The 15,162-nt window shown below is 46.4% G+C and carries 11 protein-coding genes; 8 read left to right on the forward strand and 3 right to left on the reverse strand.

What is annotated here, in order from left to right:
• Positions 1–25: 25 nt before the first annotated feature.
• Both pdxT and pdxS read right to left on the reverse strand, forming a co-directional pair.
• A complete protein-coding gene (gene pdxT / locus AB5N96_RS06845; RefSeq protein WP_499705031.1) occupies positions 26–616 on the reverse strand; it encodes a pyridoxal 5'-phosphate synthase glutaminase subunit PdxT in 591 nt (196 codons plus the stop codon).
• Position 617: 1 nt separating this feature from the next.
• A complete protein-coding gene (pdxS, locus tag AB5N96_RS06850; protein ID WP_204589658.1) occupies positions 618–1,508 on the reverse strand; it encodes a pyridoxal 5'-phosphate synthase lyase subunit PdxS in 891 nt (296 codons plus the stop codon).
• 365 nt (positions 1,509–1,873) lie between these two features.
• On the opposite strand from pdxS, the gene AB5N96_RS06855 reads away from it, so the two are divergent.
• Genes AB5N96_RS06855 through AB5N96_RS06890 form a run of 8 tightly spaced genes read left to right on the forward strand, consistent with a single transcriptional unit; the run spans position 1,874 to position 13,702 of the window.
• Positions 1,874–4,300 carry a DUF8725 domain-containing protein gene (locus tag AB5N96_RS06855; RefSeq protein ID WP_204589659.1) on the forward strand — a complete coding sequence of 809 codons (2,427 nt, stop codon included), beginning with the start codon at positions 1,874–1,876 and terminating at the stop codon, positions 4,298–4,300.
• Positions 4,297–5,232, forward strand: coding sequence for an ABC transporter ATP-binding protein (locus tag AB5N96_RS06860; RefSeq protein ID WP_204589660.1), 936 nt, complete (start codon positions 4,297–4,299; stop codon positions 5,230–5,232). The genes AB5N96_RS06855 and AB5N96_RS06860 overlap by 4 nt, the downstream gene beginning before the upstream one ends.
• Positions 5,229–6,074 carry an ABC transporter permease gene (locus tag AB5N96_RS06865; RefSeq protein WP_499705032.1) on the forward strand — a complete coding sequence of 282 codons (846 nt, stop codon included), beginning with the start codon at positions 5,229–5,231 and terminating at the stop codon, positions 6,072–6,074. Before AB5N96_RS06860 ends, AB5N96_RS06865 begins: the two co-directional genes overlap by 4 nt.
• A gap of 12 nt (positions 6,075–6,086) precedes the next feature.
• On the forward strand, positions 6,087–7,484 hold the full coding sequence (locus tag AB5N96_RS06870) for a DUF8809 domain-containing protein (protein ID WP_499705033.1): 1,398 nt from the start codon (positions 6,087–6,089) through the stop codon (positions 7,482–7,484).
• A gap of 10 nt (positions 7,485–7,494) precedes the next feature.
• Complete coding sequence (locus AB5N96_RS06875) at positions 7,495–8,478, forward strand: AAA family ATPase (RefSeq protein ID WP_204589663.1); 984 nt, start codon at positions 7,495–7,497, stop codon at positions 8,476–8,478.
• A gap of 12 nt (positions 8,479–8,490) precedes the next feature.
• Positions 8,491–9,357, forward strand: a complete 867-nt coding sequence (locus AB5N96_RS06880; protein WP_499705034.1) for a DUF58 domain-containing protein — start codon at positions 8,491–8,493, stop codon at positions 9,355–9,357.
• 9 nt (positions 9,358–9,366) lie between these two features.
• Positions 9,367–11,115, forward strand: a complete 1,749-nt coding sequence (locus tag AB5N96_RS06885) for a vWA domain-containing protein (protein ID WP_499705035.1) — start codon at positions 9,367–9,369, stop codon at positions 11,113–11,115.
• On the forward strand, positions 11,099–13,702 hold the full coding sequence (locus tag AB5N96_RS06890; protein WP_499705036.1) for a VWA domain-containing protein: 2,604 nt from the start codon (positions 11,099–11,101) through the stop codon (positions 13,700–13,702). Before AB5N96_RS06885 ends, AB5N96_RS06890 begins: the two co-directional genes overlap by 17 nt.
• A gap of 72 nt (positions 13,703–13,774) precedes the next feature.
• Here the strand turns inward: AB5N96_RS06890 and AB5N96_RS06895 are convergent, their stop codons facing one another.
• A complete protein-coding gene (locus AB5N96_RS06895) occupies positions 13,775–15,088 on the reverse strand; it encodes a CitMHS family transporter (RefSeq protein ID WP_499705037.1) in 1,314 nt (437 codons plus the stop codon).
• Between the last annotated feature and the right edge of the window lie 74 nt (positions 15,089–15,162).

The raw sequence follows: 15,162 nt of genomic DNA on the forward strand, positions 1-15,162 counted from the left end.
GGTTGTCTCATTTTTTGAGTTAACTTTATTTTGAGATAACCCCTGGGGTTGTCTCACTAACAAGTTTCACGAAATAGTTCATGAGACGGTGATCATCGGTTAATTCAGGGTGGAACGAACACCCGAGGAAGTTGCCGTCACGTACAAGCACGATACGACCGTCGTGTTCTGCTAACACTTCAACAGACTCTCCTACTTCCACAATATGAGGTGCTCGAATAAACACAGCAGGAAATGGTTCTCCAAAACCTGCGATATCAAGACCAACTTCAAAACTATCGACTTGGCGACCGAATGAATTTCTCTCGACCGTCACGTCCATCACACCCAAATGACTCTCTTGTCCTACGACATTGCGTGCCAGCAGGATTAAACCTGCACACGTGCCGAACATCGGAATACCCTCTTCCGCAAGTTTACGAATCGGCTCAAGTAATTCGTAGCGATCGAGTAACTTGCGCATTGTCGTACTTTCCCCACCTGGCAATACGAGAGCATCGAGTCCTTCGAGGTCTTCAAGCCGTTTCACTTGAACAGCAGTTGCTCCACTTTCTTCTATAGAAAGAACATGTTCACGGACGGCACCTTGTAAAGCGAGAACACCAATTCTCAACATTTCACAGCACCCGGTCCTGCATCCGGTCACTTGCTTCTAAACGACCAATCTCAATACCTTTCATCGGAACCCCTAGGTCTTTTGAAATTTCAACGAGTAGTTTGTAATCTTGGTAATGTGTCGTGGCTTCCACAATCGCGCGGGCGAAACGTTCTGGATTGTCCGATTTGAAAATACCAGAACCGACAAATACTCCGTCTGCGCCAAGTTCCATCATAAGAGCTGCATCCGCAGGTGTCGCAATGCCTCCTGCAGCAAAATTCACAACAGGTAAGCGCCCTAAATGTTTGATTTCCAGTAATACATGATAAGGTGCACCTAAGTTTTTCGCTTCCGTCATCAATTCATCGTCGTTCATATGAATGATTTTTCGAACTTGGGCATTTAATTTACGTAAGTGACGAACCGCTTCTACGATATTCCCTGTCCCCGGTTCTCCCTTTGTGCGGAGCATGGATGCGCCTTCTCCAATTCGGCGAGCCGCTTCACCTAAATCTTTATTTCCGCAAACAAACGGCACCGTGAAGTCGCTTTTGATTAAATGAAACTCTTCATCTGCTGGTGTTAATACTTCAGATTCATCGATGTAATCGACACCCATAGCCTCAAGCATCCGCGCTTCCGAAATATGACCGATGCGCGCTTTTGCCATGACCGGAATTGTCACGGCCTGCATCACTTCTTCTGTAATGCGTGGGTCAGCCATACGCGCAACGCCGCCCGCAGCACGAATATCCGATGGTACACGCTCTAACGCCATAACGGCCACAGCTCCAGCTGCTTCTGCAATGCGGGCTTGCTCTGCATTGACGACGTCCATAATGACGCCACCTTTTTGCATTTCCGCCATTCCTCGTTTCACTCGATCTGTTCCAGTAAATTGTTTCGTCATTCAATTCAACCTCCAGTACTAGTATAGATAGAGGATACTATGAATCTGACATCTACAAAATAGTCAGTTTCTTATAAATTCGAGTGGTCAGGAGAATCATTTATATCCAATTAGTTTCCATAATATGAATTCGGTAGAATAAACCCCATTTACTGTAGAAGAAATTCGAATTTGGGTTCAATAAATCGGGTTTAGTGTTCAAGAAAACGCCTCTTCGTCCGATGAACGACTGCTCAGCGCCACGAGTTGATCTCCTCCACGCCTTTGACCAGAAAAACATTTTGAAAATTAGTGAAACAAAACATCTCCTAATACGTTACCATTAATTAGATAGAAATAATTAGAAAATTTAGGGGGAACAATTGATGAAAAAAGTACTAGGTACACTCGGGCTATTCACAGTCCTTGTGTTGACAGTGCTCCTTATTCCGACCGCGGCTTTTGCGAAATCAGACATTACAATTAAAGCGACCGCGGGTTACGACAATAAGGTGCTCTATGGAAGTGGCGTGCCTATAACGCTCACACTTCAAAATAACGGAGATGACTTCTCTGGTGATATCGTGATTGATGCGCCGGAATCCTATGAAGTCGGCTCTGCTCGCGCATTACCTTTAACACTCGCTGCCGGTGAGACCAAAACCCTTACACTCCGCTTATCGGCGCTTTCAGAGGACTATATGTACTCAGGTACGAGCATGCAAATGTTTTATTTATATGAAGGCGGCTGGGAAAAAGGAAAAGAAGTCACCTATAAAGGCGACAAAGCCGTTCGCCCTAGCTTCTTCATGGGAGACTCGGTATTTGTATTCACATTGACAGAATCGACGGACCGTCTGACAGCACTTCGTAACATTAAATTCAATCAAGGCCTTCGTGCTGAAGTCATTTCATTGAATCATTTAAAAAATGGAGTTTTACCTGCTACAAAGCAAGACTGGGAAATGGCCAGCATTGTTGTGGTCGATGAATCTTCTATTGCAGACTGGCCAGACGCTCAGCAACAAGCATTAGTCGACTGGCTACACGCTGGTGGAACAGTGCTTGCAGGAGCGACTTCAAAAGGCGACGCGGAATTTGGTATGCTCGCGGACTACCTGCCTTTAAAAGCAACGAACGAAACAATGACTATCACACCTGAACAAGCGCAGGACTATGCCAAAACTTCTGACCTTCCAAACGCAATTTCCGTACAAAAAAGTACATTAGCAGAAGGTGCGACAAGTGTTTGGAGCTTAAACAACACGCCTGTAACCGCAATGAAAAAAGTAGGAAGCGGAACCATCATGCAAACTGCGTTTTCACTTGGGGATCAACCGCTCTCTGCAGAAAAAGGTTATGACGAACTGCTTTCTGTATTGATCAAAGATGCAAAAGTAATCGACACGGGCTCTCAAATTTATTACGGTGGACCATCGACTTTAGACTCTATTGGCTACGAATCTGTATCAATCAATGAATTGTTCCCGTCATTTGAAGTATCTGTTCTCGGTATTGGATTTATTATCTTTATCTACTTTTTATTAGTCGGACCACTTCTTTACTTCGCGCTCAAGCGCAAAGACAAACGGGAATATTCGTGGTGGATCATACCTTCGATTGCCATTTTAACGTCTGTTGCGATTTTCGCATATGGAGCACGTGACCGCTTGGCCAAACCACAAGTCCACCAAATGAGTTTTTATGAAATGCAGGAAGATGGCATGATGAACGGTTACTTTGTCGAGACACTCCTTTCAAACCGCAGTGGCGATTATAAGCTAGTGGCTGGTGAAGGGACCACCTTGTCTTCTTGGACAGGACAAAGTTTCTCTGGTAATCAAATGGATACTCGTATGAAAGCGATCATTGAAGGAGAGCCAGAAAACCCGACCATGACATTGCGTAACGTCGGCTATTGGTCAACAGCTAGCATTATCGGACAATCTACTGTGGAAGCGACTGGAAAGCTCCTTGTCAACATTGAAAACAATTCGGAACTGATCAGTGGAACTATCGAAAACACTTTCCCATTCCCACTGACAAATGTTCAGATTTGGACAGGTGCGAAACAAATTGATCTTGGTGATCTCGATGCAGGTGAAACCCTTCAAGTCAATGAACAGCATAAAGCAGGCATCTTGCTTCCTGCGAAATCGACTATGGGTGGTTCAGGTGGTTACTACGGTGGTACACCTACGGGGATAACTTCTGAAAAGCTTCCGGAAGAACGCAAACGTGCCATCAAACAGGCATTTGATATGTATTTAATGAATCAACCACTAAAGACACCGGTTGTTATTGCGATTTCGAAAGAGCCAATCGTGCCAATCACGGTAGAGGGTGAGCGTGCGGAACTGGATGCAACGAACTTACTCATTCAACCGTTTGAGTCCTCTACATTATTTAAAGGAGAATTCACTCTCCCGTTCGATTCATTCGAACTTGAAGTGTATTCCGATAAAGGATTGTATTCCGAACGCACACCAGGACAGGTGAATGAGTGGTATATGGAAAACGGTGAATTCATCTATCTCGCAACGATTCCGCAAAATATTACGGATGAGCCCCCTGTTTGGAAAGAACTCGCTATTAAAAATACCGTCGCAAATGTCATGACCTACGAGATTTTAAACCAAAAAACTGGTGAATTTGAGCCTGTCACAGATTCGCCTGCCTCTTTCACTGAAAACATCGCGGACTATATCTCGAAAGAACAAACGATTGAATTACGCATCAACAAACAAGACAGCACAGGCAACGATTACACAAAAGTTCCTGAAGTCGAATTGACTGGGGAGGCAGCTCAATGATTGAAATCAAAGGACTGACAAAACGATACGGTAATTTTTATGCATTGAAAGATTTGAATTTGACGATCGGAGAAGGCGTTGTATTTGGTTTTGTGGGAGCAAACGGAGCTGGGAAATCGACGACATTCTCCATCTTGTCCACTCTCCTTCAACCGACAAGTGGGGAAGCATTCATCAATGGTAAGTCTGTACGTAGACAGCCTCATGAAGTACGAAAACAGATTGGCTACATGCCGGACTTTTTCGGAGTGTATGATCAATTAAAAGCAGACGAGTACCTCGATTTCTACGGTGCGAGTTACGGAATACCTGCTGAAGAACGTGAAAAGCTAATTCCTGAACTTTTGGAACTCGTGAACTTATCCCACAAACGGTATGAATACGTGGACTTGCTATCGCGCGGGATGAAGCAGCGCCTTTGCTTGGCACGGTCACTGATCCATGATCCAGCCGTATTAATTCTCGACGAACCTGCGTCTGGACTCGATCCACGTGCACGTATCGAGATGCGCGATATTTTGAAACATTTAAAAGGCATGGGCAAGACGATTTTGATTTCGTCGCATATTCTTCCAGAGCTTGCAGAGATGTGTGATGAGATCGGTGTCTTAGACGGAGGACAATTAGTCGCCCACGGTAGCGTGGCTGACATTCATGAAAAATTGCAAAACGAGCGTCCGGTAACTGTCCACCTGCTCGGAAGCCTTCCAGAGTTTGTGGCATTTATCGAAGAACAACCGTTTGTGTCAACGGTTGAAACGGATGAGAAGCGAAACCTTGTAACATTCTCATATCGTGGTACGAATGAGCAGCAGCGTGAACTGTTAAAAACAGCAGTTTTAAAAGACCTACCGATTATCACATTCTCACAGACGGAAACAGATCTTGAAGATGTCTTCATGGAAATCACGAAAGGAGTGGAGACAGTATGAAAGCACTCCTCTACAATCCGGTACTCATTAAAGAATTAAAATTACGCTTTCGTAGTGTGAAAAGCTCTGTCGGTTTGTTGTTTTATCTATTGGCCTTAAGTGTATTTGTGTTCGGTATGATTTTCATTGCTACAAACTTTACCGGGACAGGCTTCTTCCGACCAGAAGAAAGCTATTATATGTTTATCGTATTGACGTATATCCAGCTCGGACTGATCTTATTTATCACGCCTGGTCTAACAGCTGGGACTATCAGTACGGAACGGGAGAAACAAACGTTGACCATTCTTTTAACGACCTCTCAAAAATCTTGGCAGATCATCTTTGGAAAACTGGCGTCTTCTCTTGCTTTTTTAGTGTTGATGCTGATTTCTGGTCTTCCAATTTATAGTTTAGTTTTCTTATTTGGCGGAGTTTCACCCATCCAACTCGTTCAGATTTTCTTGTTTTTCCTACTGACGGTTCTTGCAATCGGTAGTCTTGGAATCATGTTCTCGACGATTACGAAAAAGACGATTGTTTCGATGATTGCGACGTACGGTTCAATGATGTTCTTAGCAGGCGTCACAGCATTTTTCATGATTTTAGCAATCCAAGCAAGTTATGGATTCGGGATGGGAGCCCCATCTCCATCTTTCATGGCTCACTTCTGGGCAAGTATTAACCCAGGAATCATGGTGTTCTCACTTGTCAGTCCGGACGGCATGGTATTTTTAAAAGACATGACACAGGTGGACTTCCCCATCTGGATCACATACGTTAGCTTTTACATCTTATTGACTGTATTTGCATTGTTTATTGCAATCAAGAAACTGCGTGTCAACATGGGCAAAATGCGCTAAAGGAGGATTTGTATGACCCACTCTAAATGGCAACCGATGATACGACGGGCTCACCAGCGCGTCGTTCGCGTGTTTGCTGTCGAGCAATTGCAACAAGCACTGGTCGCTGCTGCCATCACATGGTTCTCTCTTCTCCTAGTATCGCGTTTCTTTGTTCTTCTTTATTTTCAGTGGATTGCAGTAGGGGCTGCGCTTTTGGTGGGAATCGGGTATTTCGTGTACTTGATGCGCAAACGGCCGACACAGCTTGAGTCATTGCGTCTATACGATGCAGCATTCCCAGAAAATGAATTTATCACAGTAGCTCAAGCTACGACCCCTTCCCCACTTCTTGAGCATTTAGAGAACAAAGTCACACCACTTGTTCCGTCTGCGACTGAGCGGTTTAAAAAAGCCGTTCGTGTGAAATGGTCCATGCGTAGCTTGCTTTTGGCACTAGTATTCCTTGTATTAGGATTTGTCAGCGTGATGATTCCATCGGATGATCAGATTGCGGCAAAAGATGCAGAAGTAGAGAAAGCAGTAGTTGCTGAGCTTGAGAAAGAAGTTAAGAAACTTGAGCAGCAAGCGAAAAAGCCAGATGTGAAAAAGAAAGTGGCAGAACTTGAGCAAGAGCTAAAGAAAGCGGATACTGCGAAAAAAGCGTGGGAAGACGTCACGAAAACGAAAAAAGAGCTTGAGCTGCAAAAAGCGAAACTTGTGAAGAAACAACAACTTGCAGAAAATGATGCAACCAAGTCTGGGCTTACAGCAGAAGAAAAAGAGAAACTTGAAGAGCTGACAGCATCGATTGAAGGACTCAATGAACAGATGAAGTCCGCCCAGGCAGCGATGGCGAAAATCGGTCAGCCGCTCTCTACACCGACGCAACTGGCAACAACGAGTCAAAATCAAACAGCTACCGGGCAAAACCAGTCTGGACAGCAAGGACAAGGACAAGGGCAAGGACAAGGACAGGGGCAAGGACAGGGGCAAGGACAAGGTCAAGGTCAAGGCCAAGGTCAAGGTCAAGGCCAGGGGCAAGGACAAGGTCAAGGCCAAGGACAAGGCCAAGGCCAAGGGCAAGGCCAAGGGCAAGGTCAAGGGCAAGGGCAAGGTTCGGGGCAAGGCGGTGGTCAAGGCGGTACACAAGGTGGAAAAGGCCAAGGTGACCGCTCTCTTATCGCTACACCTAAACGAATCGGCACGCCGGGTGCTTCCACAACAGATGGTGGTCAACTTGGCGAGGGGCAAGCGATTGGAGAACAGACCGGCGAGACGCCTGTAACAAAAGGTACCGTTCGACCGTATCAAGATGCTGTTGGCGACTATGCTCCGCTCTATCGTGACAGCGTCGACCGACTGCAACTCCCTTCTGACCTGCAAAACTATGTACAGTCTTATTTTTCATCCATCCAAACAACAGATTAGTGGAGGCATTATGAACTATACACCAGAACATTTCGAACAGATGAGTGCAAAATTTGCACAAGCAAAACAAGAGATCAGCACGTTTATCGTCGGGCAGCATGAAGCTATCGATTACACCCTTCTTGCAATGGTTGCAGGGGGGCACACACTTCTCGAAGGACTTCCAGGTCTCGGGAAGACGATGCTCATCCGCACGATCGGAGAAGTATGTGATTTGTCATTTTCTCGTATTCAATTCACACCGGACTTGATGCCTGCTGATATTACAGGAACGAGCATGATTGAGCGCAGTGAAGACGGAAAGACCGATTTTGTGTTTAAAAAAGGACCGATCTTCCATCAGCTTGTACTTGCCGATGAGATCAACCGCGCGACTCCGAAGACGCAAAGTGCGTTACTCGAAGCGATGGGTGAACACACGGTAACCGTGCTCGGTGAAACACGCAAAATGGAAGAACCGTTCTTCGTTCTAGCAACGCAAAACCCGATTGAAATGGAAGGAACGTATCCTCTTCCTGAGGCACAAGTTGACCGTTTCTTATGTAAAGTCGTGTTACCGTATCCTTCGAAATCTGAACTGAAAGAAATCATGGTGCGTACGACAGGTACCACTTCGCATGACTTACAACAAGTCCTTTCCGCACAGGAAATTCGCGAAGCGCAGGCGATGGTGAAACATGTGTTAGTGGCAGATGATTTGATGGACTACGCAATCACGTTGATTACGTCCACGCATCCCGAGAGCTCAACACTCGAACCAATTACACGCTTCGTTCAGTTCGGAAGTGGTCCACGTGGGTTGCAGAGTTTGATTCGAATCGCTAAAGCGCGGGCATTTTTAGCAGGTCGCCTGCATGTATCGATTGCAGATTTAAAACAGTCTGTTAAACCCGTACTCCGTCACCGCATTCGCCTAAACTACGAAGCGGAAGCACTTGGCTACACACCAGACTATGTACTCGACTTGATGATCGAAGAACTTGCAAAAGCGTAAGGAGGAAACACTATGCCGTTACTGACGACATCGACTATGAATAAACTTGCCAACTACCGCATCGTCAGTCGCAAGCGGCAAGCAAACGGTCGGCGTGGTACACATGCTTCCCAACGTTTTGGCTCATCGCTTGATTTCTCTGACTTTCGTGTGTACGAACCAGGAGATGATGTACGACAGATCGACTGGAACGTGTATGCTCGAACGGATAAACTATTTATCAAGCGCTTCTTAGACGAACAAGAGATGCGTGTACATATTGCGCTCGATACGACGCCGTCTATGAACGACGGGGACAAATGGCTTCACGCGCAACAAGTAGCCGCTCTCTTCGGCTACCTCGTACTGACGCATGACGACTCATTGTCGTTTACTGCCAAGCAACCCGAGCGACTCCATACATTTCGTAAAAAAGGGGCCATGTACCGGCACGTATTCCAAGCCAAAGTCGAAGAACTCGAGACGACGAAAGCCGATGAACCATTTCTAAGCACCATCGCTTCACAGATTCCAAAAGACGCAAACAGCGTGTTCGTTGTAACTGACGGGCTTGAAGCACTAAGTGAATTTGAAAAAACGTGTCAACTTTTAGCTCGGCGTCCACGAGACATTCGGTTCATCATTGTCTCGTCCGAACAAGAAGAGAACCCCGATTACTTCGGAGATTATTTGCTTGTCGATCGGGAATCGTCCGAAAGTTTAAATGTGACCGTTACACCCGCTATGATCAAACGATATGAAACAACACGGAAACACCATTTTGAACAACTGGAGAACCTTGCAGCCCGCTATGGCCACAGCCTCGTCTTCGTGCCGAGCCAGCCGGATTTCTTAAGTGCCGCTCTTCACCAGTTCGTTCGTTTTCAATGGATACGATGAGGTGAGTAGATGAGTTTTTTACAATGGACAAACAGTTGGACGCTTATCTTCCCTCTTGCTGTCCTTCTTTATTATTTTTTCCGCAAACGCTATACACCAATGACGATTTCCTCCACACTGTTTTGGGAATCGTTCATGAACGAAACGAAAGCTTCTCCGTATTTTGAGAAGCTCCAAAAGAACGCTTTACTTTTCTTGCAATTACTCGCCCTCTTTTTATTTGTACTACTTGTTATGAAGCCCTACTCTCCGGCGACGACTGCTACAGGACAAGACATTTGGCTCGTAATAGATACGTCCGCTTCAATGGAAACACGTGAAGGCGATACTACATGGTTTGAAACACAAAAAGCGCGTATGAGGGCCCTAGTCGATTCACATGAAGGCGCAACATTCACTGTGGTCACGACTGGGGATACGCCCACGTTTGTTGTACAGAATAGTACGAACGCATCTGCAGTGAACGCTGCCATCACAGCGATTCCTCTTCAGTATGAAGCGGAGCAATTGAAGAAGACGGTGGAGTTTGTGAAGGCCGGTCTTCCGAAATCTGGTGCACATGTGTATGTTTTGACGGATGCTGCCCCTCGAGACTTGATTACATTTGATCAAGAGAATGTCGCATGGCGCGTCGAGAACCGCCCAACTGAGCTCGGCAACATTGCCATCAAGCAATTCGGGGTCTCACAACTAGAAGACGAGACAAATGCGATTGTTGAGATTCAAAACGACACAAAAGAAGTGGCAACTGGCACACTGGAATTTCTTGATTTGGACGGACAGTCGTTAGGTACAACAGAGTACGAAGTGCCTGCAAACGAACGCCAAGTAGTTTCTGCTAAACTTCCAGCGACAGGTTCGTTCTACGAAGCTGTATTGTCGAGTGAGGATGCGTTTGAAGCCGACAACCGGATGACCGCAACCCTCTACCGTCCGGTGTTGAAAGTCGCAGTCGATGATCAGATTCACCCTACGATCCAAAAAGCGTTAACGGCAATTGGTGCGGACGTCGTCACTGTTCCAACGGATGACCTAGCCCTTCGACCAGAAGGAGAATTATTGATTACAAGCAATGAAAAATTGCTTGATGATACAGCACACCCAATTTTATTGGTTGGGCGTGGTGAGAACGAACAACTTGAAGCTGCAGGCGTTATTGAACAAAAAAAGCCGTTTTCCAATTACGTCGATTTATCCGACGTGTATGTTCAAGCGGTGTATGAACCGTTTCCTGAAGCCACGACGATTGCAGCAATCGGCGAGCAACCGTTCATCCAGCAATTCGCAAACGGCAATCTAGCCGTTCTTGCCAGTATCGATCAGACGGACTGGCCGCTCCACCCTTCCTATCCACTGTTCTTATGGGCAGCGATGGAACAGTTCTCAGAAGATGCGGAGACTACAGGTAGCTATTTTCCGAACGACCGTGTAACCCTAGCAAGTCAATATGGAGAGTGGAGCATCTATGACCGAGATGGCGAATTCATTTCGGACGTGGCATCCGACAGTACGATGACGGCTCCGCCTGCCCCTGGCTTTTATCAGCTAACAGACGGGGACGCATCCAAACACTTTACAGTCATGCTCGAACAACAAGAAAAACAACTCGGTTTTGAGAAGAGCTATGAAATCGGTACGTATGAAGCAGAAGGCACTGCAGAAGTAGATCGTTCACTCGTGCCGATTGGTGCTGTGCTGTTACTACTAGTGTTACTTACAGAATGGGAGGTGCAACGACGTCGTGGATTTACAACTTGAGAACCCCCTATGGCTTCTACTCGGCTTGTTGCCCCTCGTCTATTTTTTGTGGGCACGAAACCAATCAAAAGCACCAAAATCAGCCACTGAAAAAACGGCGTTTGTGCTGCGTATTGTTGCAGTTTTCTCCCTCTTGCTCGCCCTTGCTTCCCCGCGCCTCTTGTGGCCGGTCAATGATGAACAGATTTTATTTCTCGTTGATCAGTCGGCGTCGATGCAAAATCAGTGGGACGCACAACAAACTATTTTGCGTGAAGCAATTGGCTCAAAAAAAGCAAATCAATCCGTTGGAATTTATTCGTTTTCGAATGGCTTCCAAACCGATCAAGTCCTTTCCAATACGGTGGATGCGGTTCCTGAAATTTCACAGATGGCAAGTGGGGATCAGACAGACATTGAAAATGCGGTAAAACTTGCGCTTGGTTTGTCGGATTCGGACGTGGCGACGCGCGTGGTTGTCTTGACAGATGGCAATGAGACGAACGGCTCGCTGAAGTCGTTCGAGACAGAATTGCGTGACCGTGGAGTGGAACTCGATACGGTCCTTCTTTCCGGTCAGGATGAAAAAGATGTAGCGATCGTCGACTTTCAAACGCCTACGACTGCATTTGAAGGCGAGTCGCATACGCTCCAAGTGACCGTGCAATCTGCTGTAGAAGGACCTGCAACCCTTTCCATTCAGTTGAATGACACGCAAATTCTTTCAGAAGACGTGACACTCACGGAAGGTGACAATGTATTCTCGTTCGCAAACCCAACGGAAGAAAAAGGTCCACTCGTCTACGAAGCTACGATCCAGCGTGCAAATGACGCGGTCATTCAAAACAATGCACTGACCAGTTTGACGATGGTCGAAGATACACCACACGTACTCATCGTGTCACCTGAAGGCGATAGCCCTGTGCCGACATTCATCGATCAAGCAGGCCTTGTCGTCGACTCGATTGATGCGGCTTCCCTTCCAAGTGAACTGGCTTCTTACGCTGGCTACAACGCCATCATTTTTGATAACGTTCCAGGCCATATCGTCGGTGAAGCAAAAATGGCGATCATCGAGCAAGCCGTCAAACAGTTTGGGACCGGCTTTATGATGGTTGGAGGCGAGACGAGTTTTGGACTCGGAGGCTATTTCCAGACACCAATCGAAAAATTGCTTCCGGTTGAAATGGATGTGAAAGGCAAGCATCAATTACCTTCTCTTGCGCTCATGATTGTTTTAGACCGCTCGGGAAGTATGATGGGTGGCAAGATGGAACTGGCAAAAGAAGCAGCTGCCCGTTCGATTGAGATGCTTCGGCCAGAAGACCAGTTTGGTTTGATTGCCTTTGACGACCGACCGTGGGAAATCATCGAACCCGGTGTCATCGAAGACCGTGATGAAACGATCAATAAAGTACTCAGCATCACGCCGGGTGGTGGAACTGAAATCTATTCCAGCCTAAACACAGCGTATAACAAGCTTGAAAAAATCGGTGTACAACGCAAACATATCATCCTCCTCACAGATGGCCAGTCGTCAACGTCGAGTGATTACGAGTCGCTGATTGCAGATGGTTTGAAGGACAACATCACCTTGTCCACGGTCTCAATTGGAGACGACGCGGATAAGGCGCTGCTCGAATCTTTAGCAGAGTTCGGAACTGGACGCTTCTATGATGTAGTCGATGAGACTGCGATTCCGTCGATTCTATCTCGTGAGACTGCGATGACGACGAAAACGTATATCGAAGACGAACCATTCTTTCCAACAGTATACTCCGCTCCAGGTTGGGATCCTGTCTTTAACGAAGGCGTCCCTCAGTTGAACGCATACATCGCAACGACATTGAAACCGCAAGCGACTCTGGTGGCCGAGAGCACAAAAGAAGATCCGGTACTTGCGGAGTGGATGTACGGCTTAGGTCGAACGATTGCGTATACGTCTGATTCTCGAGGAGCATGGAGCGGTGACTTTGCCCTTTATGAGAAGTGGCCGCTCTTTTGGAACACGGTAATCAATCGACTCCTTCCTTCTATTGAAACGGAACCTTTTTCAGTGGAACGTGAAGAAGAAGGTGTATATATCTTATCGGACCCTAGTGGCAACTCGCAGTTCTTTGATGTGCAAGCTACGACAAATAGCGGCGAGGAATTGGTTGTAGAATCAGAACCGATCGAACCAGGAAAAGCCCGCGTTACACTCGACACAGATCCAGGCATCGTATTCTTTTCCGTACAAAATGATCAACAAAGTGTATTCCAAGCAGGCGTATCCATCCCGTACTCACAAGAGTATGCGAAACTTGGAAGTAATCAAGAATTGATGGCCAGTGTGTCAGAGACGACGGGTGGACAAGTCATTGAATCGGGCAGCGACGCAATGCGCGGATTGGCGTCTGGCAGTTGGAACCAACAAAGTTTTGTGTTCCCGCTGATTTGGCTAGCTTTGATCTTGTTCTTCCTCGACATTACCATTCGCCGCTTCGGCTTGCCGTCACGCCGCCGTTTGCAATCGTTGTTTTCGCGACGTGAAGCGGCTCCTGCTGGAACTTCTAGCACGTCCATCTCCTCGATGCTCGAGAAGACGCGGACGAAGCGGGAGAATTAGAAAAGAAAAAAAGAAAAAAAGGTGACAGGCACCAAATGGGAGCTACTCCCAAATGGTGCCTGTCACCTTTTTTTATATCTGAATAACTCCAAGCAATACAGCAATCACTAACAACGTGATGCTCAGCCCCCACATCCAAAAGAACGAGAAGCGTAGATGTTTGCCCATTTCAAGTCCTGACAAACCTAAAGCGAGCCAAACTGCTGGTGCTAGTGGTGATACAAACGTGCCCACGATATTCCCGATAATCATCGCATACGCTGTCGACATCGATTCAATGCCATATGTCAACGCGATTTGATCCACGACTGGGAACAGAGCAAAGTAGTAAGCATCTGTACTTAGTAATAAATCAAACGGCACACCGAGCACTCCGATAATGATATGTAAATACTGCGCCATAAACGCTGGCAAGACATTAACCGCATTCCCTGCAATCGCTGTTAGCATACCAGTTCCGTTCAAAATTCCAAGAAACAATCCCGCAGCGATGATGATTGACGCCATCGTCAGTGCGTTCGAAGCATGGGCTTGAATACGTCCCATCTGCTCTTTTGGTGTGCGGTAGTTGAGAGGCAAAGCAATCGCTACACCAATCAAGAACGCAAGTCCCGCCGGAAGCAGACCTGACATTAAAATACCGATGACCCCGATTGCTAAAATAGCATTTGCCCATAGGAGTTTCGGACGTTTCAAGGACTCGTCCACGTCATTGTTTAAAATACTGTTGCTCAAATCATACTTTAACGGATTCCCTTCCTCTGCACGTTTTGCAATCAAACGTTTTTCCCGGAAGCCCATGAACACAGCAATTAGTAACATCAATCCAATGCCGATAATCTGGATCTTGATCAAAGGATGCCATAACTCTGTGACATCCGTGCTTAATACGGACGCTACACGCCCAAGTGGCCCTGCCCACGGAAGCATATTCATAATGGCAGCGGTTCCACTTATGAGTAAAAGTAGTAAATACGGATTCATTCCAAGTCGCACATAAAGAGGCAACAGCGCTGTAATCGTAATCAAGAATGTTGAAGCTCCGGATCCGTCGAGTTGGGCGATTCCCGCAACTGCTACAGTCACAAGGGCTACAAGCACCACATTCCCTTTTGATAGCGCTACCATTTTATTGATGACTGGTTCAAATAGTCCGACGTCCTGCATAATACCAAAGAAAATAATCGCAAAAATAAACATGACAGCGACACTGATGACCGAGCTGATACCATCTGAGAAGAACGTGCCTAGGTCATCAAATGAAAATCCTGCTATAAACATCGCTACGATTGGCGGAATTACCATTGCGACAAGCGGTGATACCCGGCCACTGATCAATAATCCGACAATCACAAAAATCGTCACAATTCCAATAATACTTAACATACCGATGTCCCCCTTGTTGAAGCTTGTCCTAATAGTAAGACAATTCACAACACGGAGGAAGAATACGGTCATTC

This window comes from Chryseomicrobium imtechense (assembly GCF_041475995.1).
GTDB lineage: Bacteria > Bacillota > Bacilli > Bacillales_A > Planococcaceae > Chryseomicrobium > Chryseomicrobium aureum.

What these genes read in the sequence shown, in the direction of transcription:
- AB5N96_RS06885 (WP_499705035.1), top strand. Translation starts at nt 9,367, where the DNA reads ATGAGTTTTTTACAATGGACAAACAGTTGGACGCTTATCTTCCCTCTT.
- AB5N96_RS06875 (WP_204589663.1), top strand. Translation starts at nt 7,495, where the DNA reads ATGAACTATACACCAGAACATTTCGAACAGATGAGTGCAAAATTTGCA.
- pdxS (WP_204589658.1), bottom strand. Translation starts at nt 1,508, where the DNA reads ATGACGAAACAATTTACTGGAACAGATCGAGTGAAACGAGGAATGGCG.
- AB5N96_RS06880 (WP_499705034.1), top strand. Translation starts at nt 8,491, where the DNA reads ATGCCGTTACTGACGACATCGACTATGAATAAACTTGCCAACTACCGC.
- pdxT (WP_499705031.1), bottom strand. Translation starts at nt 616, where the DNA reads ATGTTGAGAATTGGTGTTCTCGCTTTACAAGGTGCCGTCCGTGAACAT.
- AB5N96_RS06895 (WP_499705037.1), bottom strand. Translation starts at nt 15,088, where the DNA reads ATGTTAAGTATTATTGGAATTGTGACGATTTTTGTGATTGTCGGATTA.
- AB5N96_RS06870 (WP_499705033.1), top strand. Translation starts at nt 6,087, where the DNA reads ATGACCCACTCTAAATGGCAACCGATGATACGACGGGCTCACCAGCGC.
- AB5N96_RS06855 (WP_204589659.1), top strand. Translation starts at nt 1,874, where the DNA reads ATGAAAAAAGTACTAGGTACACTCGGGCTATTCACAGTCCTTGTGTTG.
- AB5N96_RS06860 (WP_204589660.1), top strand. Translation starts at nt 4,297, where the DNA reads ATGATTGAAATCAAAGGACTGACAAAACGATACGGTAATTTTTATGCA.
- AB5N96_RS06865 (WP_499705032.1), top strand. Translation starts at nt 5,229, where the DNA reads ATGAAAGCACTCCTCTACAATCCGGTACTCATTAAAGAATTAAAATTA.